24 protein-coding genes are annotated in these 26141 nt (G+C 70.6%); 16 read left to right on the forward strand and 8 right to left on the reverse strand.

All coding sequences use genetic code 11. The features are described from left to right. Positions 1 to 3: 3 nt before the first annotated feature. From AC30CM_RS17320 to AC30CM_RS17330, 3 genes are all read right to left on the reverse strand, one after another. The gene (locus tag AC30CM_RS17320) at positions 4 to 258 is read right to left on the reverse strand and encodes a hypothetical protein (RefSeq protein WP_490118132.1); all 255 of its coding nucleotides are present in this window, start codon (positions 256 to 258) and stop codon (positions 4 to 6) included. Between the two features lie 159 nt (positions 259 to 417). Further along, positions 418 to 1800, reverse strand: coding sequence for an APC family permease (locus AC30CM_RS17325; RefSeq protein ID WP_490118133.1), 1383 nt, complete (start codon positions 1798 to 1800; stop codon positions 418 to 420). Beyond that, entirely contained in the window at positions 1797 to 2705 is a 909-nt protein-coding gene (locus tag AC30CM_RS17330) for a proline iminopeptidase-family hydrolase (RefSeq protein ID WP_490118134.1), read from the reverse strand. The genes AC30CM_RS17325 and AC30CM_RS17330 overlap by 4 nt, the downstream gene beginning before the upstream one ends. Positions 2706 to 2792: 87 nt before the next feature. Between AC30CM_RS17330 and AC30CM_RS17335 the strand changes: the two genes are divergently transcribed. From AC30CM_RS17335 to AC30CM_RS17345, 3 genes are all read left to right on the forward strand, one after another. After that, positions 2793 to 3569: a FadR/GntR family transcriptional regulator gene (locus AC30CM_RS17335; protein ID WP_490118135.1), complete on the forward strand. Its 777-nt coding sequence runs from the start codon at positions 2793 to 2795 to the stop codon at positions 3567 to 3569. A gap of 123 nt (positions 3570 to 3692) precedes the next feature. Beyond that, positions 3693 to 4541 carry a 4-hydroxy-tetrahydrodipicolinate synthase gene (gene dapA / locus AC30CM_RS17340; protein ID WP_490118158.1) on the forward strand — a complete coding sequence of 283 codons (849 nt, stop codon included), beginning with the start codon at positions 3693 to 3695 and terminating at the stop codon, positions 4539 to 4541. After that, positions 4538 to 6226, forward strand: a complete 1689-nt coding sequence (locus AC30CM_RS17345; protein WP_490118136.1) for a ribonuclease J — start codon at positions 4538 to 4540, stop codon at positions 6224 to 6226. Before dapA ends, AC30CM_RS17345 begins: the two co-directional genes overlap by 4 nt. Positions 6227 to 6253: 27 nt before the next feature. Here AC30CM_RS17345 and AC30CM_RS17350 read toward each other — a convergent pair whose 3' ends face one another. Continuing rightward, positions 6254 to 7219: a hypothetical protein gene (locus tag AC30CM_RS17350; RefSeq protein ID WP_490118137.1), complete on the reverse strand. Its 966-nt coding sequence runs from the start codon at positions 7217 to 7219 to the stop codon at positions 6254 to 6256. 197 nt (positions 7220 to 7416) lie between these two features. Here AC30CM_RS17350 and AC30CM_RS17355 point away from each other — a divergent pair, with 197 nt between their 5' ends. Further along, a complete protein-coding gene (locus tag AC30CM_RS17355; RefSeq protein ID WP_490118138.1) occupies positions 7417 to 8139 on the forward strand; it encodes a GntR family transcriptional regulator in 723 nt (240 codons plus the stop codon). Next, a complete protein-coding gene (locus AC30CM_RS17360; protein WP_490118139.1) occupies positions 8136 to 8630 on the forward strand; it encodes a RidA family protein in 495 nt (164 codons plus the stop codon). Before AC30CM_RS17355 ends, AC30CM_RS17360 begins: the two co-directional genes overlap by 4 nt. Here AC30CM_RS17360 and AC30CM_RS17365 read toward each other — a convergent pair. Continuing rightward, a complete protein-coding gene (locus AC30CM_RS17365; RefSeq protein ID WP_490118140.1) occupies positions 8605 to 9225 on the reverse strand; it encodes an SRPBCC family protein in 621 nt (206 codons plus the stop codon). The two genes, AC30CM_RS17360 and AC30CM_RS17365, sit on opposite strands and share 26 nt — an antisense overlap. Before the next feature lie 104 nt (positions 9226 to 9329). Here AC30CM_RS17365 and AC30CM_RS17370 point away from each other — a divergent pair, with 104 nt between their 5' ends. The 11 genes from AC30CM_RS17370 (at position 9330) to AC30CM_RS17420 (ending at position 22507) form a co-directional block, all read left to right on the forward strand. Next, positions 9330 to 10382 (forward strand): LLM class flavin-dependent oxidoreductase, encoded by a 1053-nt coding sequence (locus tag AC30CM_RS17370; protein ID WP_490118141.1) that lies wholly within the window; start codon positions 9330 to 9332, stop codon positions 10380 to 10382. A gap of 354 nt (positions 10383 to 10736) precedes the next feature. After that, a complete protein-coding gene (locus AC30CM_RS17375) occupies positions 10737 to 11741 on the forward strand; it encodes an ABC transporter substrate-binding protein (RefSeq protein WP_490118142.1) in 1005 nt (334 codons plus the stop codon). Positions 11742 to 11793: 52 nt separating this feature from the next. Next, the gene (locus AC30CM_RS17380; RefSeq protein WP_490118143.1) at positions 11794 to 12594 is read left to right on the forward strand and encodes an ABC transporter ATP-binding protein; all 801 of its coding nucleotides are present in this window, start codon (positions 11794 to 11796) and stop codon (positions 12592 to 12594) included. Continuing rightward, on the forward strand, positions 12591 to 13433 hold the full coding sequence (locus tag AC30CM_RS17385; RefSeq protein WP_490118144.1) for an ABC transporter permease: 843 nt from the start codon (positions 12591 to 12593) through the stop codon (positions 13431 to 13433). The genes AC30CM_RS17380 and AC30CM_RS17385 overlap by 4 nt, the downstream gene beginning before the upstream one ends. After that, a complete protein-coding gene (locus tag AC30CM_RS17390; protein ID WP_490118145.1) occupies positions 13430 to 14221 on the forward strand; it encodes an ABC transporter permease in 792 nt (263 codons plus the stop codon). The genes AC30CM_RS17385 and AC30CM_RS17390 overlap by 4 nt, the downstream gene beginning before the upstream one ends. Beyond that, the gene (locus AC30CM_RS17395; protein WP_490118146.1) at positions 14218 to 16566 is read left to right on the forward strand and encodes a xanthine dehydrogenase family protein molybdopterin-binding subunit; all 2349 of its coding nucleotides are present in this window, start codon (positions 14218 to 14220) and stop codon (positions 16564 to 16566) included. The genes AC30CM_RS17390 and AC30CM_RS17395 overlap by 4 nt, the downstream gene beginning before the upstream one ends. After that, entirely contained in the window at positions 16563 to 17447 is an 885-nt protein-coding gene (locus tag AC30CM_RS17400; RefSeq protein ID WP_490118147.1) for an FAD binding domain-containing protein, read from the forward strand. Before AC30CM_RS17395 ends, AC30CM_RS17400 begins: the two co-directional genes overlap by 4 nt. After that, entirely contained in the window at positions 17440 to 17949 is a 510-nt protein-coding gene (locus AC30CM_RS17405; RefSeq protein WP_490118148.1) for a (2Fe-2S)-binding protein, read from the forward strand. The genes AC30CM_RS17400 and AC30CM_RS17405 overlap by 8 nt, the downstream gene beginning before the upstream one ends. Next, positions 17936 to 19009: an FUSC family protein gene (locus tag AC30CM_RS17410; RefSeq protein WP_490118149.1), complete on the forward strand. Its 1074-nt coding sequence runs from the start codon at positions 17936 to 17938 to the stop codon at positions 19007 to 19009. Before AC30CM_RS17405 ends, AC30CM_RS17410 begins: the two co-directional genes overlap by 14 nt. Positions 19010 to 19021: 12 nt before the next feature. Continuing rightward, complete coding sequence (locus AC30CM_RS17415; protein ID WP_490118150.1) at positions 19022 to 20257, forward strand: amidohydrolase family protein; 1236 nt, start codon at positions 19022 to 19024, stop codon at positions 20255 to 20257. Positions 20258 to 20341: 84 nt separating this feature from the next. Next, positions 20342 to 22507 (forward strand): thiamine pyrophosphate-dependent enzyme, encoded by a 2166-nt coding sequence (locus tag AC30CM_RS17420; RefSeq protein ID WP_490118151.1) that lies wholly within the window; start codon positions 20342 to 20344, stop codon positions 22505 to 22507. On the opposite strand, the gene AC30CM_RS17425 is transcribed toward AC30CM_RS17420, so the two are convergent. Genes AC30CM_RS17425 through AC30CM_RS17435 form a run of 3 tightly spaced genes read right to left on the reverse strand, consistent with a single transcriptional unit; the run spans position 22504 to position 25882 of the window. Then, the gene (locus AC30CM_RS17425) at positions 22504 to 23319 is read right to left on the reverse strand and encodes a mycofactocin-coupled SDR family oxidoreductase (RefSeq protein WP_490118152.1); all 816 of its coding nucleotides are present in this window, start codon (positions 23317 to 23319) and stop codon (positions 22504 to 22506) included. The genes AC30CM_RS17420 and AC30CM_RS17425 overlap by 4 nt on opposite strands. Before the next feature lies 1 nt (position 23320). Beyond that, positions 23321 to 23635 carry a putative quinol monooxygenase gene (locus AC30CM_RS17430; RefSeq protein ID WP_490118153.1) on the reverse strand — a complete coding sequence of 105 codons (315 nt, stop codon included), beginning with the start codon at positions 23633 to 23635 and terminating at the stop codon, positions 23321 to 23323. 48 nt (positions 23636 to 23683) lie between these two features. Next, complete coding sequence (locus AC30CM_RS17435; RefSeq protein ID WP_490118154.1) at positions 23684 to 25882, reverse strand: SulP family inorganic anion transporter; 2199 nt, start codon at positions 25880 to 25882, stop codon at positions 23684 to 23686. Positions 25883 to 26141: the final 259 nt, after the last annotated feature.

Genomic DNA, 26141 nt, shown 5'->3' on the forward strand with positions numbered 1-26141 from the left:
AACTCAGGCCCGCGTGCTCACGTCGCCGTAGAGCTCGGGCCACGGTGGGCGCCGCACCATGGTGATGCCCGCCAGGACGGTCGCCACCAGGCCCACCAGGATGCCGAACAGGGCGATGCGGGTGGCGTCGGTCGCCGGCTCCCACCTCGGTCGCCCGTCCTTGACGACGAAGACCCCGGGCGGGCGGGTGACGGCGATGATGGTGGCGCCGTCGGCGGTCTCGTACGACGGGCCGAACGTCGCTGCGTCGTGATTCACCGTTCCTGCCTACTACGTCTGATCGTGCGAGGCGAGGGCCGCCACGACCCTGACGCAGAACTCGCGGATCTCGCGTCGAATTCTGCTCCAGGGTCGTGCCATGACGCCGTGCCACGACCTTGGCGCAGAAGTCGCGACGCTCGATGGGGTGCCGAGCGGCTACCCGTGCTCGCTGAACTCCGGGATCGCCTTGCCGCGCACCAGGTTCACCACGAAGATCACCGCGCCGATCACCAGCCACACGGCGCCGCCGATCTTGGCCAGCGCGTCGGCGTTGAACAGCACGTAACCGATGATGACGAAGCCCAGCGTGGGCACGACCAGGTGCATCAGGTAGTTCTTGGACTTCTGCTTGACCAGGTAGTAGTAGACGACCGAGGCGTGCAGCAGGCAGAAGCCGAACAGTGCGCCGAAGTTCACCAGCGACGAGATCAGCCCGATCTGGCCGACGAAGAACAGCACCAGGACCAGGCTGATCGCGCTGACGAACAGCAGGGCGGCCATGGGCACCTTGCGGCTGCTGATCTTCGACAGGAATGCCGGCAGTTGGCCGTCGCGGCTCATCGAGAACAGCAGGCGGCTGGTCGCCGCCTGGGCCGCCATGGCGTTGGCGAAGCCCACCGCGATGACGTTCACCACGAAGAACGCGTTCATCCAGCCGGTGCTCGAGGCGGCCTGCACCAGGGTGAAGAACGCGTTGCCCATCTCGTCGTCGCCGAACGCCTCGCGGCCGCCGGCGAGCAGGCTGGCGAGCCAGGTCTGCACGATGAACAGGCCCGCGACGATGAACAACGCCATGATCATGGCGCGGCCCGCCGGGTTCTTGCGGCCGGTCGACTCCTCGGCGAGTGTCGAGATGCCGTCGAAGCCCAAGAAGCTCAGCACCGCGATGGACAGCGCGGCCGCGAGCAGCGGTGCGCTGACGGCCTCGGAATTCCAGATGGGCGTGGTGCTCCACCCGACGTTCGGCAGCGACTGGCCGTTGATGGCCCGCACCGCGATGACGACGAACACCACGACGAACACCAGCTCGACGGCCAGGAAGACGCGGTTGGCGATCTTCAGGGTGCCGACGCCAGCGAGGTTGATCAGCGTGTTCACCACCACGAACACGACGGCCCACAACCATCGCGGCGTATCGGGGAATAGGCCGATCATCGACTCGGCGGCGAAGACGTAGAGCAGCGTGGGGACCAGCAGGTAGTCCAGCAGCATGGCCCAGCCGGCGAAGAAGCCCGCCCCCGGGTGGATGCCGCGGCCGACGTAGGAGAACACCGAGCCGGCCAGCGGGAACGACTTGGCCATCTGCGAGTACGACAGCGCGGTGAACACCATCGCGATCAGGCCGATGAGGTAGACCAGCGGCACCATGCCCGACGAGCTGTTGTAGACCGTGCCGAAGATGGTCCACGGGGCGATGGGCACCATGAAGACCAGCCCGTAGACCAGGAGGTCGACGGTCGACACCGACCGTTTCAATTCCTGGGTGTAGCCGAAGGATTCGAGTTCGTGCTGCTTGGCCTGGATGTCGGTGTCACTCATGCGGCGGTCCCGTCGTGGCTGGCCAGGAAGTCGGCGACGACCTCCCGGAAGGCTGCTGGCTGTTCGAGGTGGGTGCAGTGGCTGGCGCCGGCGAAGACGTGGCTGCGGGCGCCGGGGATGCGTTCGACGAACGGGGCCCACGTGTCCGGGGTGGCCTCGTCGAACTCGCCGGCGACCACCAGGGTGGGGGCGGTGACGGCGTCGAGACGGTCGACGATGCTCCAGTTGCGCAGGGTGCCGACGACGTGGAACTCGTTGGGGCCGTTCATGGTGTGGTACACCGTCGGTTCGGCTTCCATCTGCGCCACGCTGTCGGCGAAGTCCGGGGGCATGGGCGTCACGCGGCACACGTGCCGGACGTAGAACTCCTCGGTCGCGGCCAGGTACTCGGGGTCGGTGACGGTGCCGTCGGCCTCGTGCCGGTCGAGCGCCGCGCGGGCGGCCTCGGGGAGTTGGGCGCGCAGCTGCGCGGCGGCGGCCACCCACAGCTGCATCGACGCGGGGGAGTTGCAGATGGCCAGCGCCGCCAGTCCCTCGGGTCGGCGCACGGCGATCTCCGCACCGAGCATGCCGCCCCAGGACTGGCCCAGCACGTGGTAGCGCCGTAGGCCCAAAGCGCTTCGTACCGCGTGGAATTCGTCGACGAACAGCTCCGGGGTCCAGTATTCGCGGGGCGCGTCGGGCAGGTGGGTGCTGCGCCCGCAGCCCACCTGGTCGTAGTGCACGACGACGCGTCCGGTCTCGTCGGCCAGTGTGGCGATGTTGCGGACGTAGTCGTGGGCCATGCCGGGTCCGCCGTGCAGGACCACCAGGGGCAGTGCGCCGGGGCGCGGCGTGTCGGGCGTGGTCACCTGGACCCACGTCCGATGGTCGCCGAACGGAATCTCGTGCTCGGTCACGGGCATTGCGACAGCATGAACCCTGAAAGGTCTCACAGCAAGACCAAATCGGAGGATTTAACATCTCGGTAGCGAAGGGAGGGTCGCCGACAGATGGCCGGGGCCGGTGCCGCACGGGGATCTGGACTGCTCAGCACCCAGATCGAGACGTCGTCGCGCGTCGACGAGATCACCGACCGGCTGGTCACCGCGATCGCCATCGGCGAATACCTCCCCGGCGCGCGCCTCCCCGTCGAACGCGACCTGGCCGCAGCCCTTGGCGTGGGCCGCATGACCGTGCGTGCGGCGCTGGCACGGTTGGTCGACCGCGGACTGCTCGAGACCCGCAGGGGGCGCGGCGGCGGCTCGTACGTCGTGGAGCAGTGGCCCGAGTCGTCGACCGACGTCGTCGGGCGCACGCTGGCCATGCGGATGGGTGAGCTGCGCGACCGCTGCGATGCGATCTGCCGACTGCACGGGGCCGTGTGTCGGGCGGCGGCCGAGGCGCGCACCCCCGCCGACGTGGCGACGCTGCGGACGCTGCTGGAGGACTATCGCGTGGCGTCCAGCGGGTTGCACGCCCAGCAGGCCGACAGCCGGCTGCACCTGGCGATCATGGACGCCGCGCACAACGACGTGCTCAAGCGGGTGTTGCTGGACCTGGAGGCCTCGGTGAGCATCGGTGCCCCCGCGCACCTCTGGGGCGAGCCGTCGACCATGCGCGCGATGGAGGAGCGTTCGGGGCGCGAGCATGCCGAGCTGATCGCCGCCATCGCCGACGGCCGCGGTGACGACGCCGACGCGCTGGCCCGCGCGCACGTCGCGATCGACTTCGAGCACATCGCGACGGCGCTGCGCCGCGCAGGCCAGCACGCCGCGATCCCCGATTGACCCCCGTGACGGGCCCCACCGGGCACCGCACGCCCGGATCGTCGGCACCCGCCGGGTAATCTTGGCGCCGTGACCGCCAGCGGAATCGACGCCCACACGCGACTGGGCACCGTGCTGACTGCCATGGTGACGCCGTTCGACTCGGACGGCTCCCTCGACGTGGCCACCGCCAAGAAGGTCGCCAAGTACCTCGTCGACGCGGGTTGCGACGGCCTGGTGGTCTCCGGCACCACCGGGGAATCGCCCACCACCACCGACGACGAGAAGATCGCCCTGCTGGGCGCCGTGCTCGACGCCGTTGGTGACCGTGCCCGCATCATCGCCGGGGCCGGCACGTACGACACCGCGCACAGCGTGCGGCTCGCCAAGGCGTGCGAGGCCGAGGGCGCCCACGCCCTGCTGGTCGTGACGCCCTACTACTCGCGGCCGCCGCAGGACGGCGTGCTGGCGCACTTCCGCGCCGTCGCCGATGCGACCGCCCTGCCCAACGTGCTCTACGACATCCCGCCGCGGTCGGTCGTCCCGATCGCCTGGGACACCCTGCGTGCCCTGGCGGCGCATCCCAACGTCGCCGCGGTGAAGGACGCCAAGGCGGACCTGCACGGCGCGGCCATGATCATGGCCGAGACCGGGCTGGCCTACTACTCGGGCGACGACTCGCTGAACCTGCCGTGGCTGGCGATGGGGGCCACCGGGTTCATCAGCGTGTGGGGCCACGTCGCGGCCAGCCAACTGCGCGAGATGCACTCGGCGTTCGTCGGCGGCGACGTCGCCACCGCGCGCAAGTGTCACGTGGCGCTGGGGCGCCTCAACGACGCGCAGAATCGCCTGGGCGGCGTCACGATGGCCAAGGCCGGCTTGCGCCTGCTGGGCATCGACGTCGGCGAACCACGTCTACCCCAGGTGCCCGCCACCCCGGCCCAACTCGAGGAGCTGGCCGCCGACATGCGTGCGGCCGCGGTGCTGAGATGACCGTTCCCGCCGCTGGACTGACACCGCCGAAGCCGCTCGCGCCCGGAGGGCTGCGCATCACCGCACTCGGCGGCATCGGTGAGATCGGGCGCAACATGACGGTGTTCGAGCACCTCGGCAGGCTGCTCGTCATCGACTGCGGCGTGCTGTTCCCCAACCACGACGAGCCCGGCGTCGACCTGATCCTGCCCGACCTGCGGCTCATCCAGGACCGGCTCGACGAGGTCGAGGCCGTCGTCATCACCCACGGCCACGAAGACCACATCGGCGCCATTCCGCACCTGCTGAAGCTGCGGCGCGACATCCCGATCGTCGGGTCCAAGTTCACGCTCGCGCTGGTCACCGAGAAGTGCCGCGAACACCGCATCAAACCCAACCTGGTGGAGGTGGCCGAGGAGGGGCGCAGCACGCACGGCGTGTTCGAGTGCCAGTACTTCGCCGTCAACCACTCGATTCCCGGGTGTCTGGCCGTGGCGGTGCACACCGGGGCCGGCACCGTCCTGGCGACCGGCGACATCAAGCTCGACCAGATGCCGCTGGACGGCCGGCCCACCGACCTGCCCGGCATGTCCCGCCTCGGCGACGCCGGGGTCGACCTGTTCCTGTGTGACTCCACCAATGCCGAGCACCCGGGGGTCAGCCCGTCGGAGAGCGAGATCGGCCCCACGCTGCACCGCCTGATCCGCGGCGCCGACGGCAGGGTCATCGTGGCCTGCTTCGCGTCGAACGTCGATCGCGTGCAACAGATCATCGACGCCTCGGTGGCGCTGGGGCGCAAGGTCTCGTTCGTCGGGCGGTCGATGGTGCGCAACATGGGCATCGCCCGGGACCTGGGCTACCTGACCGTCGCCGCCGACGACGTCATCGACATCGGCGCCGCGGAGATGCTTCCACCCGACCGCGTCGTGCTGATCACCACCGGCACGCAGGGCGAGCCCATGGCGGCGCTGTCGCGCATGTCGCGCGGTGAGCATCGCAGCATCACGCTGACGGCCGGTGACCTGATCATCCTGTCGTCGTCGCTGATCCCCGGGAACGAGGAAGCCGTGTACGGCGTCATCGACGCGCTCGCCAAGATCGGCGCGCGCGTGGTGACCAACGCCCAGGCGCGCGTGCACGTGACGGGGCACGCCTACGCCGGCGAGCTGATGTTCCTCTACAACGGGGTGCGCCCGAGCAACGTCATGCCGGTGCACGGCACGTGGCGGCACCTGCGTGCCAACGCCAAGCTCGCGGTGCTCAGTGGGGTGCCCGAAGATCAGGTGGTGCTTGCCGAGAACGGCACCAGCGTCGACCTGGTCAACGGCGTCGCGACCATCTCGGGTGCGGTGCCGGTGGGCAAGATGTTCGTCGACGGCCTGGTCACCGGCGACGTCGGGGAGACCACCGTGGGCGAACGGCTCACGCTCGCTTCGGGTTTCGTCGCGATCACGGTGGCGGTGCGACGGGGCACGGGCGCGCCCGCCGGTCCGCCGCTACTGCACTCGCGGGGTTTCTCCGAGGACCCCAAGGCGCTGGAGCCGGCCGCCGAGAAGGTCGAGGAGGCGCTGCGCGCGCTGGCCGCGGATCGGATCACCGACCCCGGCCGGATCGCGCAGGCGGTGCGGCGTGCCGTCGGCAAGTGGGTGGGCGAGACCTACCGCAGGCAGCCGATGATCGTGCCCACGGTGATCGAGGTGGGCTGACGCCCACGGTGATCGAGGTGGGCTGACTCACGCGGTGACGCGAGCCCCCGTGACCGCGTCGACCACGGTGCGGTGGGTGAGCACCCGGCCGGTCGCCGACTGCACGGCGTAGCTCGTCACGGTCACGTGCGTGGAATCGGCTGCGGCCGAGACCCGTTCGAGCACGCCGGCCATCACGATGTCGGTGCCCACGACCGCGCCGCGGGCGGTGTCCAGCACCGTCACGCTCGTGGTCTCCGGTGCCGGACCGTCGCGCACCAGGACGGCCCGGTCCAGCCCGTCGACGACGACCACCTGCGCCGCGGTGGGGGAGACGACCGCGTGCCCGCCCAGGACCGCCGCGGTGGCCGTGTCGGCGACGACGAGTCGGGTGATCACGCCTGCTGCGCCGGGAGAACTCACCAGCAGGGCCACCCACGCGCCGTCGTCGGCGGTGGCGGCGCCCACGGGTGCGCCGTCGATCACGACGGGGCTGCCGACGGGGTCCCCGGTGCCGATGTCGGCGACGGTCAGCCGAGTGACGTCGGAGTCGGCGGCATACGACCAGGTGGCGAACCGGGTGCCGGTCGGGTCCACCGTGACGCCGCCTGCGATCTCACCGACGAGCACCAGGGGTGCACCCACGACGGCGCCGGTGACGCTGTCGAGGACGGTCAGGTGGGTGTCGGTGGAGGTGGCGTCGACGACGCTGGTGGCTTGGACGGCGCGTCTGCCGTCACCGCTGAGCGCCGACGGGCCGGGTCGTCCGGCCAGCGCTGCGTCGGCGCGGTCGTCGCCGGTCGCGTCGACGACGGTGACGTGGGTGACGTCGCGGTCGTGGGCGACGGTCGTGACCAGCAGCCGGGTGCCGTCGGCGCTCGTCACGACGGGATGGTGCAGGGCGCCGGGGACGGTGACCGATGTCCCAAGGGCCGCACCCGAGGCGGCGGCGACCGTGCGCACCTGCGTGGCAGTGGCGCCGGTGACCGCGTCGAAGCGTGCGGTGGATGGCACCGCACGCTCGTCGCGACGACGTGTCGATTCCCCCTGGTTCACCACGAGCCGACCCCCTTCGTGGGACATTACGAGTCGGGGGGCGGCGAGGAATCGGGGGAAACCCTAGAGGGGGGCGACGGTGCCCACCGCGCCGGTGTTGACCGGTCCTGGTGTCGATCGCATAGAGTATCCAATGTCTCGGGAAGGGAGGGTCGATGGCTCCGCGCACTGCCACCAAGCGCTCTGGTGCCAGGAACGCCGACTCCGGCAACCCGCGGTCGGACTTCACCCGGCCGAAGACCGCGCAGCAGGCGGTCGCCGAGGCCCTGCGCCACGACATCACCACCGGCGCCCTGGCGCCCGGCAGCTGGATCGTCCAGGAGACCCTTGCCGAGCAGTTCGGCATGTCCCGCATTCCCGTGCGCGAAGCGCTCAAGACGCTCGAGGCCGAGGAGTACGTCACCTACGTGCCCCACAGCGGGTATCGCGTCACCAAGCTGAGCCTCGACGACCTCGTGGAGGTGTTCACGCTGCGGGCGATCCTGGAGGAGACCCTGCTGCGCGACGCGATGCCGGGCGTCACGGATCAGATCGTCGAGGACATGCGGTCGTGCAACGCCGACATGGACGCGGCGCTCGCGGCGGGGGACACGATCGCCGTGGGCGTCTTCAACCGGCAGTTCCACACGTTGGCGTTCCAGCCGAGCAAGATGGCGCGGACCAAGCGCATCGTCAACCAGCTGTGGAACACCGCGGATGCCTACCGGCCGCTGTATTCGCCGCTGCTGGACATGGTGAAGGTCTGCCACGAGCACGTGGCGATGCTCGATGCCATGGCTGCGCGCGACGTCGAGCGCATGGTCGCGCTGAACCACGAACACCGTTCGCACGCCCTCGAGCCGGTCCGCCGGATCTTCGCCTCGGAACCGTCGACGTGACCACGCCTCCCCGGCCGGCTCCCCGGCTGGCCGCTCGGCTGGCCGCGCGGGGCCTCGAATTGCCCCCTGCGCCACCGCCGAAGGGCGCCTACCTGGCCGCTCGCCGTTGGGGTGATCAGCTCTGGATCTCCGGTGCCACCGCGCGCCGCCCGGAGGCACCCGCCCTGCGCGGCGTCGTGGGCGCCGACGTGACGGTGGAGGTCGCCCGTGAACAGGCCGGTCTGGCGGCGCTGAACCTGCTGGCGGCCATCGCCGGTGCTGCCGCCCTCGAGGACGTGGCCGCCGTGCTGCAGCTGCGCGGATACGTGCGCGGGACACCAGATTTCGAGGATCACCCCGCGGTGCTCGACGGTGCGTCGGACGTGCTGCTGGAGGCGTTCGGCGCCGACGCGGGCAGGCACGCCAGGACCGCGATCGGCGTGGCCTCGCTGCCGGGTGGGGCGTGCGTGGAAGTGGATCTGGTGGTCAGCCTCGCGGCTGCGGCCGGCTGAGTCGGTCCGCCCAGCGCCCGAGGGCAAGCCCCAGGGCGACGCCTGCGATCGCCGTCGCCGCCATCGAGATCCAGTCCTCGACGGGGTGCGGCGCGGCCGTCGCCGGCGCGGCCGCGGTGTCGGTGGTGTCGAAGGTGTCGAAGGCGGTGGTGTCGCCGGCGATCTCCTGGTTGAGGCGTTCGACGAACTGGGCGATGATCCGGTTGCCCACCTGGGTGATGACTCCCTGACCGAATTGGGCCATGCGCCCGCGCATCTCGAGATCGGTGGTGACGGTGACCACGGATCGGCCGCCGTGGTCGCGCGCGACCATGCGCACCTCCGCGTCGGTGGAACCGTTGCCCCGACGATCGCGTGCGCTGCCGCGCACCACCATCTGGCGGGCCTCGTCGTCCCGGGTCACCAGGGTTGCCTTGCCCGTCAAGGTCATTCCCACCGGACCCACCTTCACGCGTACGTGCGCGTGGTAGTCGTCGCCGTCGACGTGGTCCAGGCCCGCGCCGGGGACGCAGTCGACCACCGTGGGAATGTCGCGCAAGACCGCCCAGGCGACGTCCACCGGGGCGTCGACGGAGAACTCGTTGACCAATTGCATTCGCGAGGCCCTTCATTCGTCGTGCAGCGGTTGTGGACCAGGACACATCCAACTACGATTGGATACGATATACAACAGCACCGCCTGTCGAGGAGGTCCCCCGGATGTTGAGCAAGGGCGTCGGATTGTTCCCCACCGAACCGACGGGGGTGATGTGCGACTACGTCCGGCTGTGCGAGGACCTGGGTTACGACCACGTGTGGTTCGGCGACTCCCAGAACATCTGGCGCGAGTCGTCGACGGTGATGGGGGCCGCCGCGGTCGGCACGTCGCGGATCACGTTCGGCACCGGCGTCACCAACGCCGTGACCCGGCATCCCTCGCTGCTGGCCTCGACGTGGGCGACGCTGGCCGAGTTCACGGGCGGACGCGTGGCGTTGGGCATCGGCACCGGTGACTCGTCGCTGCGCACCATGGGGCTCAAACCGCTCAAGCTCGCCGAGTTGGAACGGTCCATCGCCGATCTGCGGGCGCTGTTCCGCGGCGAGAGCGTCGCCGAGCCCACCAGCGGTGCCGAATACCACCTGAACTACCTGTCCGGCCCGGTGGACGTGCCCATCTACGTCGCCGCGTCGGCACCCAAGATCCTCGAGATGTCGGGGCGCATCGCCGACGGTGTCATCGTGTTGGTCGGCACCGCACCGCATTTCATCCAGGCCGCACTGGACACCATCGCGAAGGGCGCCGCTGCCGGCGGCCGCACGCTCGACGACCTGCACATCGTGCTGTGGACGCCGACGGCGATCGGGGAGGACAGCACCGAGGCGCGTGACCTGGTGCGGGCGCACGTGTCGCGCGTGGCCATCCGGCCGTTGCCCGCCAAGGTGGACCCGGCGTTGGAGCGGGTCATCGACCGCATCCGCGACTCCTACGACTACTACGAGCACATGAACACCGAGGCCGCGCACGCCGACCTGGTGCCCGACGAACTGGTCGACCTGTTCGCGCTCGCCGGCACCCGCGAGGAATGCGCCCGGCGGCTGGCCGACATCGAATCGCTTGGCGTGGACCAGGTGTCGATCGTGCCGTTCGTGCGGCCGGGTCAGAGCCGCGAGGGCACGATCAGGGCGTTCGCCGACATCGTGGCGGCGGGTACGCCGACGGTCGGCCGGGCGGACGACGCCCGCGGTCCGGTCGCGAGCGAGAGCCTGGCCTGACGGTGGCACCCGACGCGCCCACGTTCCCCGCGCCGGGAAGCGCGGTGCCGGGGGCGCCGCCGGCGCTGCGGCGGGCGTTGACGCCGGCCGACGGCGTGGTGCAGCCGGCGACGGTCGATGGCGGGGTGTCGTCGCTTTCGGAAGTGGAACCTGTTGCAGCGCAACATGTTTCGTATGTTAATTCTCGGCCGCTGGGGTCGCGGCTGGCGGCTGCGGCTGCCATGCTGGGGGTGGCCGTCGGACTCGAGATGGCCGGTGTGTGGGCTGGACGACGTCGGCGGAGAATGTTGACGTAGATCACACCTCGTTCGTATAGTGTATCCAATATTCATCGACCTCCCGGAGGCCTCTCAGATGTCACGGTTCCCCACGCTCATCGGCGCGATCTTCGCCGCGTCGGCCCTGCTCATCGGCACCACGGCGTGCGCCGACGAATCCGCGCCCCCGGCGCAGGGCGGCGGCGCCGGCTCGGGTACCGACGAGCTGAGCATCTCCGCGACGGGGGTCGACAGCCTGCCCTTCATGGCGATCCTGCAGGCCGGCATCGACAAGAAGTGGTTCGAGGAGGAGGGGCTCAAGGTCGACCTGTTCTCCGGCGGTGGCGGTGGCAACACGCTGCGCGTCGTGACCAGTGGCGACGCCGACATGGCCATCGCGGGCAACTCGTCGGTGCTCTTGGCTGCGCAGCAACCGAATTCGAAGCTCAAGGTCATCGCGCCGTGGTTTCAGATGAACGACTTCTCCTGGATCAGCCCGCCGGGACGTACCGTCGACGGCGCCACGCTGGGCTTCTCCTCGGCGGGCTCGTCCACCGAACTGTTGGTCAAGGGTCTGGAACGCGAACTGGGACAGGGCATCAAGAGTCAGGCCGTGGGCCAGATGGGTGACAACTGGACCGCCGCGAAGGCCAACCAGATCACCGCGGGGTGGGCCATGCAGCCGTTCATCGCCGAGAAGCAGGCCTCCGACGGCGCCGAGGTGCTCATCAACTCGCGTGACGTCCTGGGTGACCTGCCCGCCGACCTGGTCGCCGTCAACACCGACTACGCCCAGGCCAATCCCGAGAACCTCAAGAAGTTCTTCACCGTCGCGCAGCGGCTCAACGAATGGATCGTCGGCAATCCGGACGAGGCGGCCACCGAGATCGCGCCGCTGGTCGGCACCACGCCCGAGGTCATGAAGGCGGCCCTGAAGGCCTCGCCCGACCTTGCGAAGGGGTATTCGCTGAAGGTCGACCCCGAGGGGCTGAAGAACCTGTCCGAACTGATGGTCGGCGCAGGCCAGATCCAGCAGCCGGTCGACTGGGGCACCGTGCTCGACCAGCAGTACCTGCCCGAGGACGCCAGGGCCTCGTTCTGAGGCGACCCGACGCCGTTCCCCAGTACCGAGCCAACCGACGGAAGGTAGCGCCGTGGACCCCCAGGGCATCGAGATGACGAACGTGTCGGTGGTGTTCGACACGCCGGCACGCAAGGTCACCGCGGTCACCGGGATCGACCGGACCATCCCGCACTCCAGCTTCGTCTCCATCGTCGGCCCCAGTGGGTGCGGCAAGTCGACGCTGCTGGCGGTGGTGTCCGGGCTGCAGAAGGCCACCACCGGCACCGTCAGCGTGGGCGGCACGCCGGTCACGGGCCCCGATCCGAAGATCGGCGTGGTGTTCCAAGAGGACTCGACGTTGCCGTGGCGCACCGTCGAGGAGAACGTCGCCTTCGCCATGGAGATGATCGGCGTGGCCAAGGACGAGCGCCGCGCACGCGCCCGCGACGCCATCGAACTGGTGGGGCTGCGCGGGTTCGAGAAGTCCCATCCGGCACAGCTGTCCGGCGGCATGCGGCAGCGCGTCGCGCTGGCCCGCACGCTGGCGGTGCAGCCGGAGGTGGTGCTGATGGACGAACCGTTCGCCGCGCTCGACCAACAGACGCGGCTGTTCCTGGGCGCCGAGGTGCGCCGCATCTGGGCCAGGACCAAGCAGACCATCATGTTCGTCACGCACGACATCTCCGAGGCCATCCTGCTGTCACAGCAGGTGTGGGTGATGTCCTACCGCCCCGGCACCATCATCGACGTCGTCGACATCGACCTGCCCAGCGAGCGCGACCCCGGCGTGGTGTCCACGCCCGCGTTCAACGAGTTGCACAATCGCATCTGGGGCTCGCTGCAGGCGGAATCGATGCGTGGGTTCCAGCAGCAGGAGGCGGCGGCCACGTGAGCACCTCGTTCGCCGCCACCGACGACATGCCCGCCGACACCATGCCCCACGACGACGCTCCCCGGCCCACCCGCAGGCGACTCCCGTCCGCGGTGATCAGCGTGGGCGCCACCGTGGCGCTGGTGGTGCTGTTCACCGCCTTCGCCGAACTCGGCTCCCGCGTCGGGTGGTGGAACGACCACGTGCTGCCCGCACCGTCGGTGGTCCTCGCCGAGTTGGGCACGCTGCTCACCGAGGGGCAGTTCTGGACCGATGCCCAGCGCACCGGCGTCGAGGTGGCCGTCTCGATCGTCTTCGGCGCGCTGCTGGGATTCGGTGCGGGACTGCTGTTCTGGAAGATCCCCCTGTTGGGACGGGTGTTCGAGCCGTATCTGGTCTCGTTCTACGCCGTGCCGCTGGTGCTGTTCTACCCGGTGATGATCGTGCTGGTGGGCATCAACGCGATGTCGGTGATCATCCTTGCCACGATCATGGCGGCCATCCCCATGGCACTGAACACCGCGGTGGGCTTGAACCAGATGCCGCCGGTCTACCTCAAGCTCGCCCGCTCGTTGAAGGCTTCGCCGCGCCAAACCCTGTTCGCGATCGCGATTCCGGCGGCGGGCCCCTACATCGTCGCGGGGTTGCGGCTGGCCGTGGTGTACGCGCTCATCGGCACCATCGCCATGGAGTTCACCACCGCTCAGGCCGGACTCGGCTACCGCATCCGATACCTCTACGAGATCTTCGACAACATCCAGATGTTCGCCTACATCGTCGTGGTGCTGGTGCTGTCGTGCCTGCTGACCGTCGCCTTGGCCGCCGTCGAGCGGGCCCTGCTGCGAGGGAGGAACACGTGACCGCCACGCTGCCGCCGGCCACCACCACCGCCGCGTCGCCCCGCCCGCGGCGCAGGCTCGGCGCGGCCCTGCGCAGCCAGGCCTTCGGCGCCGTCGTGCTGGGCGTGCTGGTCGTCGTCGCCTGGCAGGTGATGTCGGGCCTGACGTTCGTCATCCCGTCGCCGTGGGAGACCCTCCGGGTCCTGTTCGCCAATTTGTCCGACCCGGCCTACCTGTTCGATCTGCGCGTCACCGGACAGTCGGTGCTCATCGCGTTCGTGGTCGGTACCGCCGTCGGCGGGGCCACCGGGCTGGTGCTCGGGTTGTCGCAGCGGCTGCGCACGATCTTCGAGCCGCTCCTCATCATGCTCAACGGCATCCCGAAGATCGTGCTGTACCCGGTCTTGCTGCCCATCTTCAGCCTGTCGGGCTCCAAGATCGTCATGGGCGTGCTGTTCGCGCTGTTTCCGGTGTTGATCAACGTGTCGACCGGGGTGCAGGAAATCCCCAAGGTCTACTGGAAGTTGGCCCGCTCGGTGCAGGCGAATGCCTGGCAGACGCTGGTTCACGTGATCCTGCCCGCCATCCGCCGGCCGTTGCTCACCGGCATCCGGCTGGCCGTCAGCCTCGCCGTGGTGGGCGTGGTGCTGTCCGAGTTCTTCGCCACGCGAAGGGGTTTGGGCCGCGTGGTGCTGCAGGCGTACAGCCACGGTGACTACCCGTCCATGGTCGCGACCATCATGCTGCTGATCACGATCTCCTTCGGCATCTCGATCGCCCTGTGGCAGTGGGAGAAGCGGCTCCATTGAGTTCGACCCAGAGACCGTCGCAGACGGGTGCGCCCGCGCCCGCCGCCGACGGCTGGATCGGCAGCTCCGTCCGGCGGCGCGAGGACGACCGCCTGCTGGGCGGCCGGGGCCGTTTCCTGGCCGACCTGGCAGCGGGCGCCAAGCACGTCGTGTTCGTGCGCTCCACGCAGGCGCACGCGCGCGTGACCGCCGTCGACACCTCCGCCGCCGCGGGCATGCCCGGCGTGCACGGGGTGTACCTGGCCGCGGATCTGGGCCTGGCGGGCGCCCACATCCCCGCCCTCACCACGCCCAATCCCGACTTCGCGGCCGCCACCTCGTGCGTGCTCGCCGAGCAACGGCTCGACGTGCTGGCATCCGAGCGCGTGCACTACGTCGGGCAGCCCATCGCGGTGGTGGTGGCCGACGACCGCTACCTCGCCGAGGACGCCGCCGAGCGGGTCGAGGTGGGGTACGCGGCCCTGCCCGTGGTCGTCGATCCCGAACGGGCGCTGGACCCGTCGAGTCCCACGCTCTTCGACCACCTCCCGGGCAACGAGGCCGCCCGGCTGCACTACGCCTTCGGCGATCCCGACGCCGCCTTCGCCCGGGCTCACCGCGTCGTGGAGAACACCTACCGGATGGAGCGCCACGGCGCCGTGCCGCTGGAGTGCCGCGGCGTGCTCGCGGAGTTCGACACCGGCCGCGGACGCGTCGACGTCCACACCTCGACCCAGGTGCCGCACATGGTGCGCAACGCGATCTGCACGGTGCTGGGATGGACGCACGCCCAGCTCAAGGTTGCGGTGCCCGACGTCGGCGGTGGCTTCGGTACCAAGGCCAACGTGTACGGCGAAGAGGTCGTGATGGCCGCCCTCGCCCGCCACGTCGGCGTACGCGTCGTCTGGGTCGAAGACCGCGCCGAGCACCTCGTCGCCGCCGCCCAGGCGCGTGACCAGATCCATCGGAGCAGGCTCGCCGTCGACGCCGACGGCAGGATCCTCGCGTGGGCCGACGACTTCGTGGTCGACATCGGCGCGGGCAGCCTGTGGGTGGCCGGCATCGTCGCCAACACCGCGGTGCACCTGATGGGGCCCTACCGCATCCCGGCCATGCGCGTGCGCGGTCGGGCCGCGCTGACCAACAAGACACTGGTGGCGCAGTACCGCGGCGCGGGCAGGCCAGAGGCCACCTTCGCGCTGGAGCGCAGCCTCGACGCCGCCGCGGCGGCGCTGGGACTGACGCCCGCCGAGATCCGCAGGCGCAACCTGCTCACCGCCGCCGACCTGCCGTACGACCGGCCCATCCCGTACCGCGACGGCGTCGCGATCCGCTACGACGGCGGCGACTACCGGGCCTGCCTGGAGTCGGTGGTCACGGCGCTGCCTCCCGGCGAGGTCGCGGCGTGCGCTGCCGGACATCCCGACTACCGCATCGGTTACGGCCTGTCGGCCTACCTCGAGGCGACCGGCCGCGGCCCGCACGAAACCGCCCGCGTACGTCTGCTCGCCGACGGCACCTTCGAGGTCACCGCGGGTGCGGCGTCGGCGGGTCAGGGTCACGAGACCGCGTTCGCGCAGGTGGCCGCCGAGGCGCTGGACCTGCCGCTGGCCCGGGTCCGCTACGTGGCCGCCGACACCGAGCGACTGCCCGAGGGCATCGGCACGTTCGCCAGTCGGTCGGCCATCCTCGCCGGGTCCGCCGTCCACCAGGCCTGCCGCGAGTTGGTGGCGCTGGCGCGCCGTCGCGCGGCCGAGCTGCTCGGATTGCACCCCGACGCCGACGAGCTGGACTACGCCGCAGGCCGGTTCACCGCCGGCTCGCGCTCCACGGGATGGGACGACGTCGCCGCCACCACCAGACACGGTGCGGCGCTGGACGTCTCGACCGTCTTCTCCGTGGACACCGTCACCTGGACCATGGGCGTGCACGCGGTGATCCTCGGCGTGCACCGCCGCACCGGGATCGTGAAGGTGTTGCGATACGCGGTCTCTCACGAAGGGGGCCGCGAGATCAACCCGAAGATCGTCGAGGGCCAGATCATCGGTGGCGTGGCCCAGGGCATCGGCGGGGCGCTGTTCGAGGCGTGGCGGTACTCCGACACCGGGGAGCCCACGTCGACCACGTTCGCGGCCTACCACCTGCCGCTGACCACCGACGTGCCCGCCGTCGTGGTGAACCATCTGCACGTCGACACGCCCGCCAACCCGATCGGCGTCCGTGGGGCGGGGGAGAGCGGCACCATCGCGGTGTACGCGGCCGTCGCCGCCGCGGTCGACGACGCCCTCGGCGGCGACCACCACGTGACCTCGACGCCCATCGACACCGGTGACCTGTGCCGGGCATTGGCGAGGTCCGCGTCGTGAAACCCGCCGAATTCGACTATCACCGGCCGAAATCGGTGGCCGAGGCGTTGACGCTGCTGGCCGCCGACCCCGACGCCAAGGTGCTTGCGGGCGGGCAGTCGCTGCTCACGCTGATGAACCTGCGGCTGGCGCGGCCGTCGGCGCTCGTCGACATCGGTGGGCTCGGCGAGCTGACCCGCATCTTCGACGACACCGACGACCTCGTCCTGGGCGCGCTGGTGACGCACCGCACCCTCGAGGTGGATCCGCTGATCGCCGCCCGCGCCCCCCTGCTCGCCGACGCGGCGCGTCACATCGGCCACGTCGGCATCCGCAACCGCGGCACGCTCGGGGGCTCGGTGGCGCACGCCGATCCCGCGGCGGAGCTGCCCCTGGCCACCCTGGTGGCCGGGGCGACGTTCCACGTGGAGTCGGCCACGGGCAGGCGCCAGGTGCCCGCCGAGGAGATGTTCGTGTCGTTCTACACCAGCGGGCTGCATCCCGGTGAGCTGATCACGTGGGTCTCGGTGCCGGCCATCCAACCCGACCAGGGCTGGGGTTTCGTCGAATACGCCCATCAGCACGGTGATTACGGTCTGGCCGGAGCGGGATGCCTGCTGACGCTACGCGCCGACGGCCGCATCGGCGCCCTGCGCGCCGGTGTGCTGAGCGTCGCCGACCGGCCACTGCTGTTCACCGGCGACGACGAGGCAGGCGGTGTGGTGGGGCAGGTGCCGTCGGAGCGGCTGTTCACGGATCTGGCGCAGCGGTGGGCCCGCACCACCGAGCCCGCCGCCGACGACGCCGACCATGCCCGCCTGCTGTGTGCGGCAGCGCTGGCCGAGGCGATGGGCGACGCCGCTCGGCGGGCCGGAAGCAGAGCAGGAGGACCTCGTGACTGACGGTGTGCCTCGGGTGTCGATCACCGTGACGGTGAACGGCACGCCGGTGCGGCGATCGGTGCCCCCGCGCCTGCTGCTGGCGGACTTCCTGCGCGACGAACTGGGGCTCACCGGCACGCATCTGGGCTGTGAGCACGGTGTGTGCGGGGCGTGCACGGTGTTCGTCGACGGTCGGTCGGGGCGCGCCTGCCTGACCTTGGCGGTCCAGGTCGACGGATCGCGCGTCGACACCGTCGAGGGCCTCGACCAGTTCGACGAAGCCGCGCGGCTGCGTCGGGCGCTGTCCGAACGCGGGGGACTGCAGTGCGGTTTCTGCACGCCCGGGTTCCTGGTGAGCGCCACCGAACTGCTGCGCGATCCCGACTCCAAGCCGCTGACCGCCGACGTCGTGCGGGAGGCCCTGTCCGGCAACATTTGTCGCTGCACGGGATACCAGGGCATCGTCGAGGCGGTCCTCGACGCCGCGAAACCTCTCGACGATTCCGACGGTGACGACGTCTGAGCCTGCCGCCGGAGGGTGGCGGGCGGCCGACGTGTTGCGCCCGGTGGGCCGCAGCCGCTGGGGGATGGCGGCGTGTCTGGCAGCGGGTCTCGGTGGCGTGCTGGCCGGCGGCGCGGCAGCGGGTCATCCCGAATGGGGTTCGGCGATGGCGCTTTCGGTGGTCCTGACGGCCGTGCCCGCGCTCCCGCAGACGTGGCGGCCGGCGTCGGCCACCATGCTGACGCGCGGCGTCACCGTGGTGCTGGGTGCGGCGGTCGCGATGGCCGTCGTCGACCACCTCGTGGTGCTGGGTGCGGTCACGGTCGTCGCGGCGGTCGTGGGCGCGTACGTCGAGCGGGTGGGCCCCACGGCGGCCCTGGCGGTGGTACTGGTGTCGATCGACGTGCCTGCGGGTCAGCCGTCGGCGGCGGCCGTGATGCCGTATGTGGCGGGTGCGCTGACCGTCGGCGTCGCGTGGGTGTTCTGGTACCTGGGCGCCCGTGCGGTGCGTCGCGGCGCGGACGGTTCCGGTGCGCAACCGGTCCCGGACCCGGTGCCGGCCAGGGGTGCTCACGCAGGGCGCGTGGGCGTGGCCGTCGGGGCCGCCGTCCTGCTGGCGGGGGCGCTGCCGGGCGACTGGGTGGGTGGTCACTGGTTGGTGACCAGTGTCCTGCTGACGGTGCAACCCCACGCCGTCGACACCGGACTGCGCATGGCGCAGCGACTGCTCGGCAACGCCGTCGGCGCGCTGATCGCCGCGGTGCTGCTGGGGGCGCACCCGGGGCTGCCGGTCGTCGCCGGGGTGTCGGTGGCGTTGTTCGCGGCGGCGATGGCGCTGCGTCCGGTGAACTACACGTGGTGGGCCGTCACCGGTCCGCCGGTACTGCTGGTGATCGGCGAGTACCCGGACCTGTTCCCCTGGTACGAGGGTGGGGTGCGGCTCGCGATGAACCTGGCAGGCGCCGTGATCGTCGTGGCGGTCGTGTTCGCCGCCCCCGCGATGGTGCGTGCGGTGCGCCTCACCGTCGATGCGCGCTTCACCTCGGATGGTGAATCGGATAGTGTATCCAAAAATTCGTGAGGGAGGTTTCGGGTGACGACGCTGCTCGTGGAGGACATCGGCCTCCTGGTCCACGGTGATCGCGACGTGTCGCCGGTCCGCGACACCACGCTGGTCGTCGAGGACGGTGTCATCACGGGCATCGGCACCGACACGCCGGCACCGGATCACGTGCTCTCGGCCGGCGGCCTGACCGTCATGCCCGGTCTGGTCGACGGGCACGTCCACCCCACGTTCGGGGAGTGGACGCCGGCGCAGAACTCGATCGGCTGGATCGGCAACTACCTGCAGGGCGGCACCACGTCCATGGTGTCGGCAGGCGAGCTGCACATTCCCGGTCTCGCGTTCGACGCGTTGACTCCGGAACTGGTCCTCAGCATCGCGATCACCTCCAAGCACACCACCGGGCGCATGCGACCCTCCGGCGTCAAGGTCAACGCCGGCACCGTGCTGTTGGTGCCCGACATGACCGAGGAGCACTTCGACCGGGCGCACCGCGAGGGCATCGATCAACTCAAGTTCATCTTCTACGACTGGAATCGCCTGGGCGACGGTGAAGCTCAGCAGTACGTGCGGTGGGCCCACGACCGCGGCATGACCGTCAAGCTGCACTCCGGCGGGGTCTCGCGCTCGGGGTCCAGCCGGGTCGCGGGGGCCGACGTCGTCAAGGCCGTCGGTCCGGACGTGGTGGCCCACGTGTCCGGTGGCCCCATCCCGCCACCGGACGCGGACATCGCCACCATCGTCGCCGACCTGCCAAGGACGCACGTCGAGGTGTGCAGTTCCAACAACTACCGGGCGACCACCGTGGTGGTCGACGAACTGCGGCGCCACGACGGGCTGCACCGCCTCACCCTCGGCACCGACACCCCCGGTGGCACGGGGGTGATCCCGCGCGGCATGCTGCGCAACGTCTGCTACCTGGCGTCGGTGTGCGGCCTGGACCCCGTCACCGCCGTCGCCGCGGCCACCGGGCAGACGGCACGGGCACACGGGTTGGCCACCGGTGTCATCGCCGAGGGCATGCCCGCCGACCTGGTGGTGCTCGGACCGGTCACCGGGTCCATGGCCACCGACGGTCTGGAGTCGTTCGCCCTCGGTGACCTGCCCGGCATCGCGACGGTGCTGGTCGACGGCGTGCCGCTGGTGCGGAGCCGCAGCGAGCAGACCCCGCCGCCCAGCAGAGCCGTGACGTGGCGCGGCGCCGAGGTGCGCGCCGCCACCCCGCGCCCGACCCCGGTGGGGGCACACGCCAGCGGCTGCTGCTGAGATTCACCCGCCCCGATGCAGAATCGGGGTGCAACGCGGGGCGCCACGCCACCCGCGAGGACGACGGGAAGGCACGAGGTCACCGTGACCGAGGCGATCGACGAACACTTCACCGCGACCATCGCCGCTCTGACGGCGCCGGCCGCCCCTGACCCGACCCTGCTGCACGGTACGTCCGCGCAGCGCTGCCTGGACGTCTTCGACGCCCAGGTCGGCAGCCGCCATCTGGACCTCGCGGCCCGCTGGCTGCGCGCCCAGGGCAAGGGCTTCTACACCATCGGCTCGGCCGGCCACGAGAGCAACGCCGCGGTCGCGGCGGCACTGCGGTGCGACGATCCGGCACTGCTGCACTACCGATCCGGCGGCTTCTACCTCGCCAGGGCGCGGCAGGTCGAGGGAACCGATCCGCTGCGCGACGTGTTGCTCGGGCTGGTGGCCGCCACCGAGGAGCCGATCTCCGGGGGCCGCCACAAGGTGTTCGGCCGTCACGATCTGGCCGTCATCCCGCAGACGTCCACCATCGCCTCACACCTGCCGCGCGCCGTCGGGGTCGCGTTCTCGATCACCCGGGCGCGCAAGCTCGGCGTCGCCTCACCCTGGCCCACCGACGCCCTCGCCGTGTGCAGTTTCGGGGACGCGTCGGCCAATCACTCGACCGCCGTCGGCGCCATCAACACCGCGATGCACACCGCCTACCAGGGCATGCCATTGCCCCTGTTGTTCGTCTGCGAGGACAACGGCATCGGCATCAGCGTCAAGACGCCGCAGGGCTGGATCGAACGCACCTACGGCCAGCGCCCCGACCTGCGCTACTTCACCGCCGACGGCGCCGACCTGCCCGCCGTGCTGGCCGCGGCCGACCAGGCAGCGGAATACGTGCGTACGCAACGGCGTCCGGCGTTCCTGCACCTGCGCACCGTTCGGCTGATGGGGCATGCCGGCTCGGACTACGAACCGGCGTACCGCAAACCCGACGAGATCACCGGCGATTTCGGACGCGACCCCGTGCTGGGCACCGCGCGGCTGCTCGTCGCCGCGGGCGTGCTCACCCCGGACCAGGTGCTGGCCCGCTACGAGGCCACCCGCACCACCGTGCTGGACATCGCCGGGGAGGTGTCCGAGCTGGCGCAGCTGGACAGCCCGCAGGCGGTCATGACACCGCTGCACGACGGTCTCCACGACGCGATTCACGCCACCGTCGTTGCGGCACAGGAGGTATCGCAGGCGCCCGACGCCGCGGCGGTGACGCTGGCGCAGGCCGTCAACCGGGCGCTGGCCGACGTACTCGCGGCGCACCCCAACGCCGTGGTGTTCGGCGAGGACGTGGGCCGCAAGGGCGGGGTGTACGGGGTGACGCGTGGCCTACAGGCCAAGGCGGGCCCGGCACGGGTGTTCGACACGCTGCTGGACGAACAGGCCATCCTGGGTCTGGCGCTGGGCGCAGGCATCTCGGGGCTGCTGCCCATCCCCGAGATCCAGTACCTGGCCTACCTGCACAACGCCGCCGACCAGATTCGCGGCGAGGCGGCCACGCTCCAGTTCTTCTCCAACCGCCAGTACCGCAACCCCATGGTGGTGCGCATCGCCGGCTACGGCTACCAGAAGGGCTTCGGCGGGCACTTCCACAACGACAACTCCATCACCGCGATCCGGGACATCCCCGGAATCGTCATCGCGTCGCCGTCGCGGCCCGACGACGCCGCGGGCATGCTGCGCGCCTGCGTGGCGGCCGCGCAGGCGGCGGGGACGGTGTGCATCTACCTGGAACCCATTGCGCTGTACCACACCCGCGACCTCTACGACGAGGGCGACGAGGGCTGGCTGGCGGCCGACACCGGCGCCGTGGTGCCCATCGGCCGGGCCCGCACGTACGGCACGGGAACGGACCTGACGATCGTCACGTTCGGCAACGGCGTGCCCATGAGCCTGCGGGCGGCTCGCACCCTCCAGGCGCAGGGCATCGCCGCCCGGGTGGTCGACATGCGTTGGCTGGCACCGCTTCCCGTCGACGACCTGCTCGTCGAGGCGGACGCGACCGGCCGCGTGCTGGTGGTCGACGAGACGCGCGGCAGCGGCGGCGTCAGCGAAGGGGTACTGACCGCGCTGGTCGACGAGGGCTATGCCGGGGCCATGGCGCGCGTCGCGAGCCACGACAGCTTCATCCCACTCGGGGACGCCGCGCTCGAGGTGCTGCTGAGCGAGCAGACCGTGCTCGAGGCCGCGCGGGCGCTGGTCCGCGGCCGGGACTAGCGCTTGTTGACGAAGCCGGCGTCCAGCGGCAGCGTGACCCCGGTGACGTAGCGCGCGGCATCGGAGACCAACCACAGCACCGCGTTGGCCACGTCGTCGACGTCGAGCGTCTGCACTGGCAGCGCGTTGCGCATGTCGGGGCCGTCGGCGTGCTCCGCCAGACCCTGCAACCACGCGCGGGTGAAGTCGTTGTCGATCATGGGGGTGTCCACGCCGGCCGGATGGATCGAGTTCACCCGGATGTCGAAGGACGCAAGGTGGTTGGCGTACACGCGCATCAGGCCCACGATGCCGTGCTTGGCCGCCGCATAGGCCATCGAGCCGGCGAACGGCGAGGCCAGCCCCACCAGCCCGGCCACCGAACTGGTCAGCACGATGGCACCGCCGTTGCCGGCCTTGATCATCGGCCGCATCGCGACGTCGACGGTGTGGTAGACGCCGGTGAGGTTGACGTCGAGGACGTCGGCCCAGGCATGTTCGCCGTCCATGGGAGCGATGCCCGCGTTGGCGATCACGATGTCCAGACGGCCGCCGAGGGCGTCGACTCCCGCCCGCAGCGCCTGCTTGAGACCGGCGCGGTCGCGAACGTCGGCCTGCGAGGCCACGATTCGTGCCCCGGTCTGCTCGACGAGCGCCACCGTGGTCTCCAGGTCCTCGGGCGTCGCGAGCGGGTAGGGCACCGAGGCGATCTGCGCGCACAGGTCGACGGCGATGACGTCGGCCCCCTGTGAGGCCAACTTCACCGCGTGGGCGCGGCCCTGACCTCGCGCCGCGCCCGTGATGAACGCGACCCGGCCGTCGAGCGACCCCACGTCAGCCTCTCAGCCGGCCCTTGGCCGGGTCGCCGGCGACGACCGGCGAGAGCATCTTGATGTCGGGCGCACCGTCGAGATGCTCGCCGACCGCCCCGAACAGCGCGCCGATGGCCGGCGCCGTGCTGTGCGTCTTGAGCGCCTCCTCGTCGGCCCACTGCTCGACGAAGACGAACGTCCCGTCGGCCTCGTGCAACGCGTACAGCTCACACCCCGGCTCGGAGTGCACGGCCTCGATGGCACGCGTGCACGCGTCGCGCACCGTGTCGACGGATTCCGGCTTGGCGGTCATTGTGGCCACGACGACGATGGGCATTGCGCTCCTCGGAGGACTGTCGAGCTGACGAGACGATTCGGCGTCACCTTACCCAGCAGATGCTGCCGAATCGGCCACATCGCGCTGCGGGATCTCGGTGAACTCGCCGGCGTCCACGACGTAGACCCGCGACGAGGACAGGTCGAGGAACAGCCCGACCACGGTCACCGTCCCCTGAGCCAGCGGCTCGGCGACGACCGGATGCCTCCGCGCGGCGTCGACCTGACGCGCCACGTTGACCGCGCTGAGCTGGTCGACGTCGCCGAACCCGGCCGATGCGGCCGCACGGGCGACCGGATGGCCGTCCCGCACCGCGGGCACCGCGTCGCCGGCCTGGTCCAGCCAGCGCGACATCGCGCCGTCGGCGCTGCCGTGCCACAGATCGGCCATCGCGTCGCAGCCCGAGTGGCCGCAGATCACGACGGTTCCCACCGAGAGTCGCTCCACCGCATGAGACAGCGCGGAGTCGACCGACAGGTCGCCCACCAGGTTTCCGACGTTGCGGACGTTCAGCAACTCCCCAGGCGCACTGTCGGTGATGAGGTTCGGCAGGATGCGGGCGTCGGAGCACGTCAGCAGCATGGTGTGCGGGTCGTGCCGGTGCATCGCGGAATCGGTGTGCGAGTGCAGCAGCGGCGCGACGCCGTGGGTGAAGCGCTCCAGTCCACCGGCCAGCCGCGGCGGTATCAGCATGCGCAGCGCGGGGATCACGCGCCGGCCCTCGGTGTCCCGCCGCGGCGGTCGGGAGTGCGTGAACTCCATTCGCGCCGTGCCGGTTTCGACGATGGTCACCTCGTCGTCATGGTGGCGACGCTGGCGCACCCACTCCTGCAGCGTGTCCATCGCGGCGTGGTCGAGGTAGTCGACGTTGAGGTCCACCGTGACGTCGGCCCCCGCTGGCACCGCGGCCAGGGTGGCCGTCAGCCGGGGCAGTGCGAGGAAGCTGAGCGACCCGGTGATGGCGACGTGCCAGCGGGGCGGCTCGTCGGTCCCGGTGCGAGCGCCGAGGTCCTCGGCGGTGATCGTCACCCGCACGATGCGCCACGCCACGACCGCGACGGCGAGCACCAGCCCGATGAGCACCCCTTCGAGGAGGTTGAGGAACACCACCGCGGCCAGCGTCGTGGCGTAGATGACCAGTTCGCCGGTGCGGCGGGCCAAGTCGACGTGAGCGAGCTTGACCAGCTGGGTGCCGATGACGATGAGCAGCCCCGCCAGCGCCGCCATGGGAATCATCTCGACCACGTCGACCAGGAGGACGGAGAACAGCAGCAGCCATACGCCGTGCAGCGCTGCCGAGGCGCGCGTCCTGGCGCCGGCGTTGACGTTGGCGGTGCTGCGCACGATCACGCCCGTGACGGGCAGCCCGCCCAGCAGGCCCGAGGACAGGTTCGCGGTGCCCTGCCCCACCAGTTCGCGGTTGAAGTCGGTGCGGGCCCCGCGGTGCATCTTGTCGACCGCCGAGGCCGACAGCAGGCTCTCCACACTGGCGATGAGGGCCACCGTGAGCACCGCGAGGGCGATCGACCCCCAGGTGCCCTGCGGCATCTCGGGCAATCCGATGGCGTCGATCACCGATTCGTCGAGCGTGATGCGCTCGGTGTCGAGCCCGGGCAGGAAGCTGACGGCCGTGGCCACGGCGACGGCCACGAGAGCGGCGGGCACGACGCGTACCGCGGCCGGGGCGAAGCGCCACAGCAGCATGACGGCGATGACCAGACCGCCCACCGCGACGTTCGACCACTGCGGTGCGGCCAGCTGACCGGGCAGCGCCGTCAGGTTCTCCCACGAGCTGCTGCGCGGGCCACCTCCCAGGAGTACGTGCACCTGCTGCAAGGCGATGGTGATGCCGATGCCCGCCAGCATCGCGTGGACGACGATGGGGGCGATGGCGAGCGCGGCACGGGCGATGCGACTGCAGCCCAGCAGGATCTGCACGATGCCGGCGACCGCCGTGATGGCGCAGGTGGCCTTCCAGCCGAATTGCGTGACCAGCTCGGCGACCACCACGGTCAGGCCGGCGGCGGGACCACTCACCTGCAGCGGTGATCCGCCGACGAGGGCGCAGACGACGCCGCCGACGATGGCGGCGATGAGGCCCGCGACGACGGGGGCGCCGGAGGCCACGGCGATGCCTATCGACAGCGGCAGTGCCACCAGGAAGACCACCAGAGACGCGGGCACGTCGTAGCGAAAGATGTTGTGTAGCAAGGGTTTGGCATTGCTCTCGGCGACGATGAGGGGCACGTCGTCGAGAGTACCGGCGACGACGGAATCCGTCGTGCCGAGCGCAGGTGACGAACCCCACGTCGCCCGTCGCTGCAGGCAGTGACGCCTTTGGGTACCGTGCGCAATCCGCAGCCCGGGAGTTAGCAAATTGTTACCTGTGTGGCAGATGGTGCAAACGGGTCGCCTGCGACTAGGCTGAAGGTCATGGCTAGTAAGACCGTCAATCGATCTGGTTCACGAAACGCCAGGTCAGGGGCGGGTTCGCGGAGCGCCGCAC

The organism is Mycobacterium sp. DHQP2018-32-09 (assembly GCF_058148405.1).

Coding starts and splice junctions, on each gene's coding strand:
- AC30CM_RS17375 (WP_490118142.1), top strand. CDS start 10,737: ATGTCACGGTTCCCCACGCTCATCGGCGCGATCTTCGCCGCGTCGGCC.
- dapA (WP_490118158.1), top strand. CDS start 3,693: ATGGTGACGCCGTTCGACTCGGACGGCTCCCTCGACGTGGCCACCGCC.
- AC30CM_RS17355 (WP_490118138.1), top strand. CDS start 7,417: ATGGCTCCGCGCACTGCCACCAAGCGCTCTGGTGCCAGGAACGCCGAC.
- AC30CM_RS17335 (WP_490118135.1), top strand. CDS start 2,793: ATGGCCGGGGCCGGTGCCGCACGGGGATCTGGACTGCTCAGCACCCAG.
- AC30CM_RS17330 (WP_490118134.1), bottom strand. CDS start 2,705: ATGCCCGTGACCGAGCACGAGATTCCGTTCGGCGACCATCGGACGTGG.
- AC30CM_RS17365 (WP_490118140.1), bottom strand. CDS start 9,225: ATGCAATTGGTCAACGAGTTCTCCGTCGACGCCCCGGTGGACGTCGCC.
- AC30CM_RS17325 (WP_490118133.1), bottom strand. CDS start 1,800: ATGAGTGACACCGACATCCAGGCCAAGCAGCACGAACTCGAATCCTTC.
- AC30CM_RS17430 (WP_490118153.1), bottom strand. CDS start 23,635: ATGCCCATCGTCGTCGTGGCCACAATGACCGCCAAGCCGGAATCCGTC.
- AC30CM_RS17370 (WP_490118141.1), top strand. CDS start 9,330: ATGTTGAGCAAGGGCGTCGGATTGTTCCCCACCGAACCGACGGGGGTG.
- AC30CM_RS17345 (WP_490118136.1), top strand. CDS start 4,538: ATGACCGTTCCCGCCGCTGGACTGACACCGCCGAAGCCGCTCGCGCCC.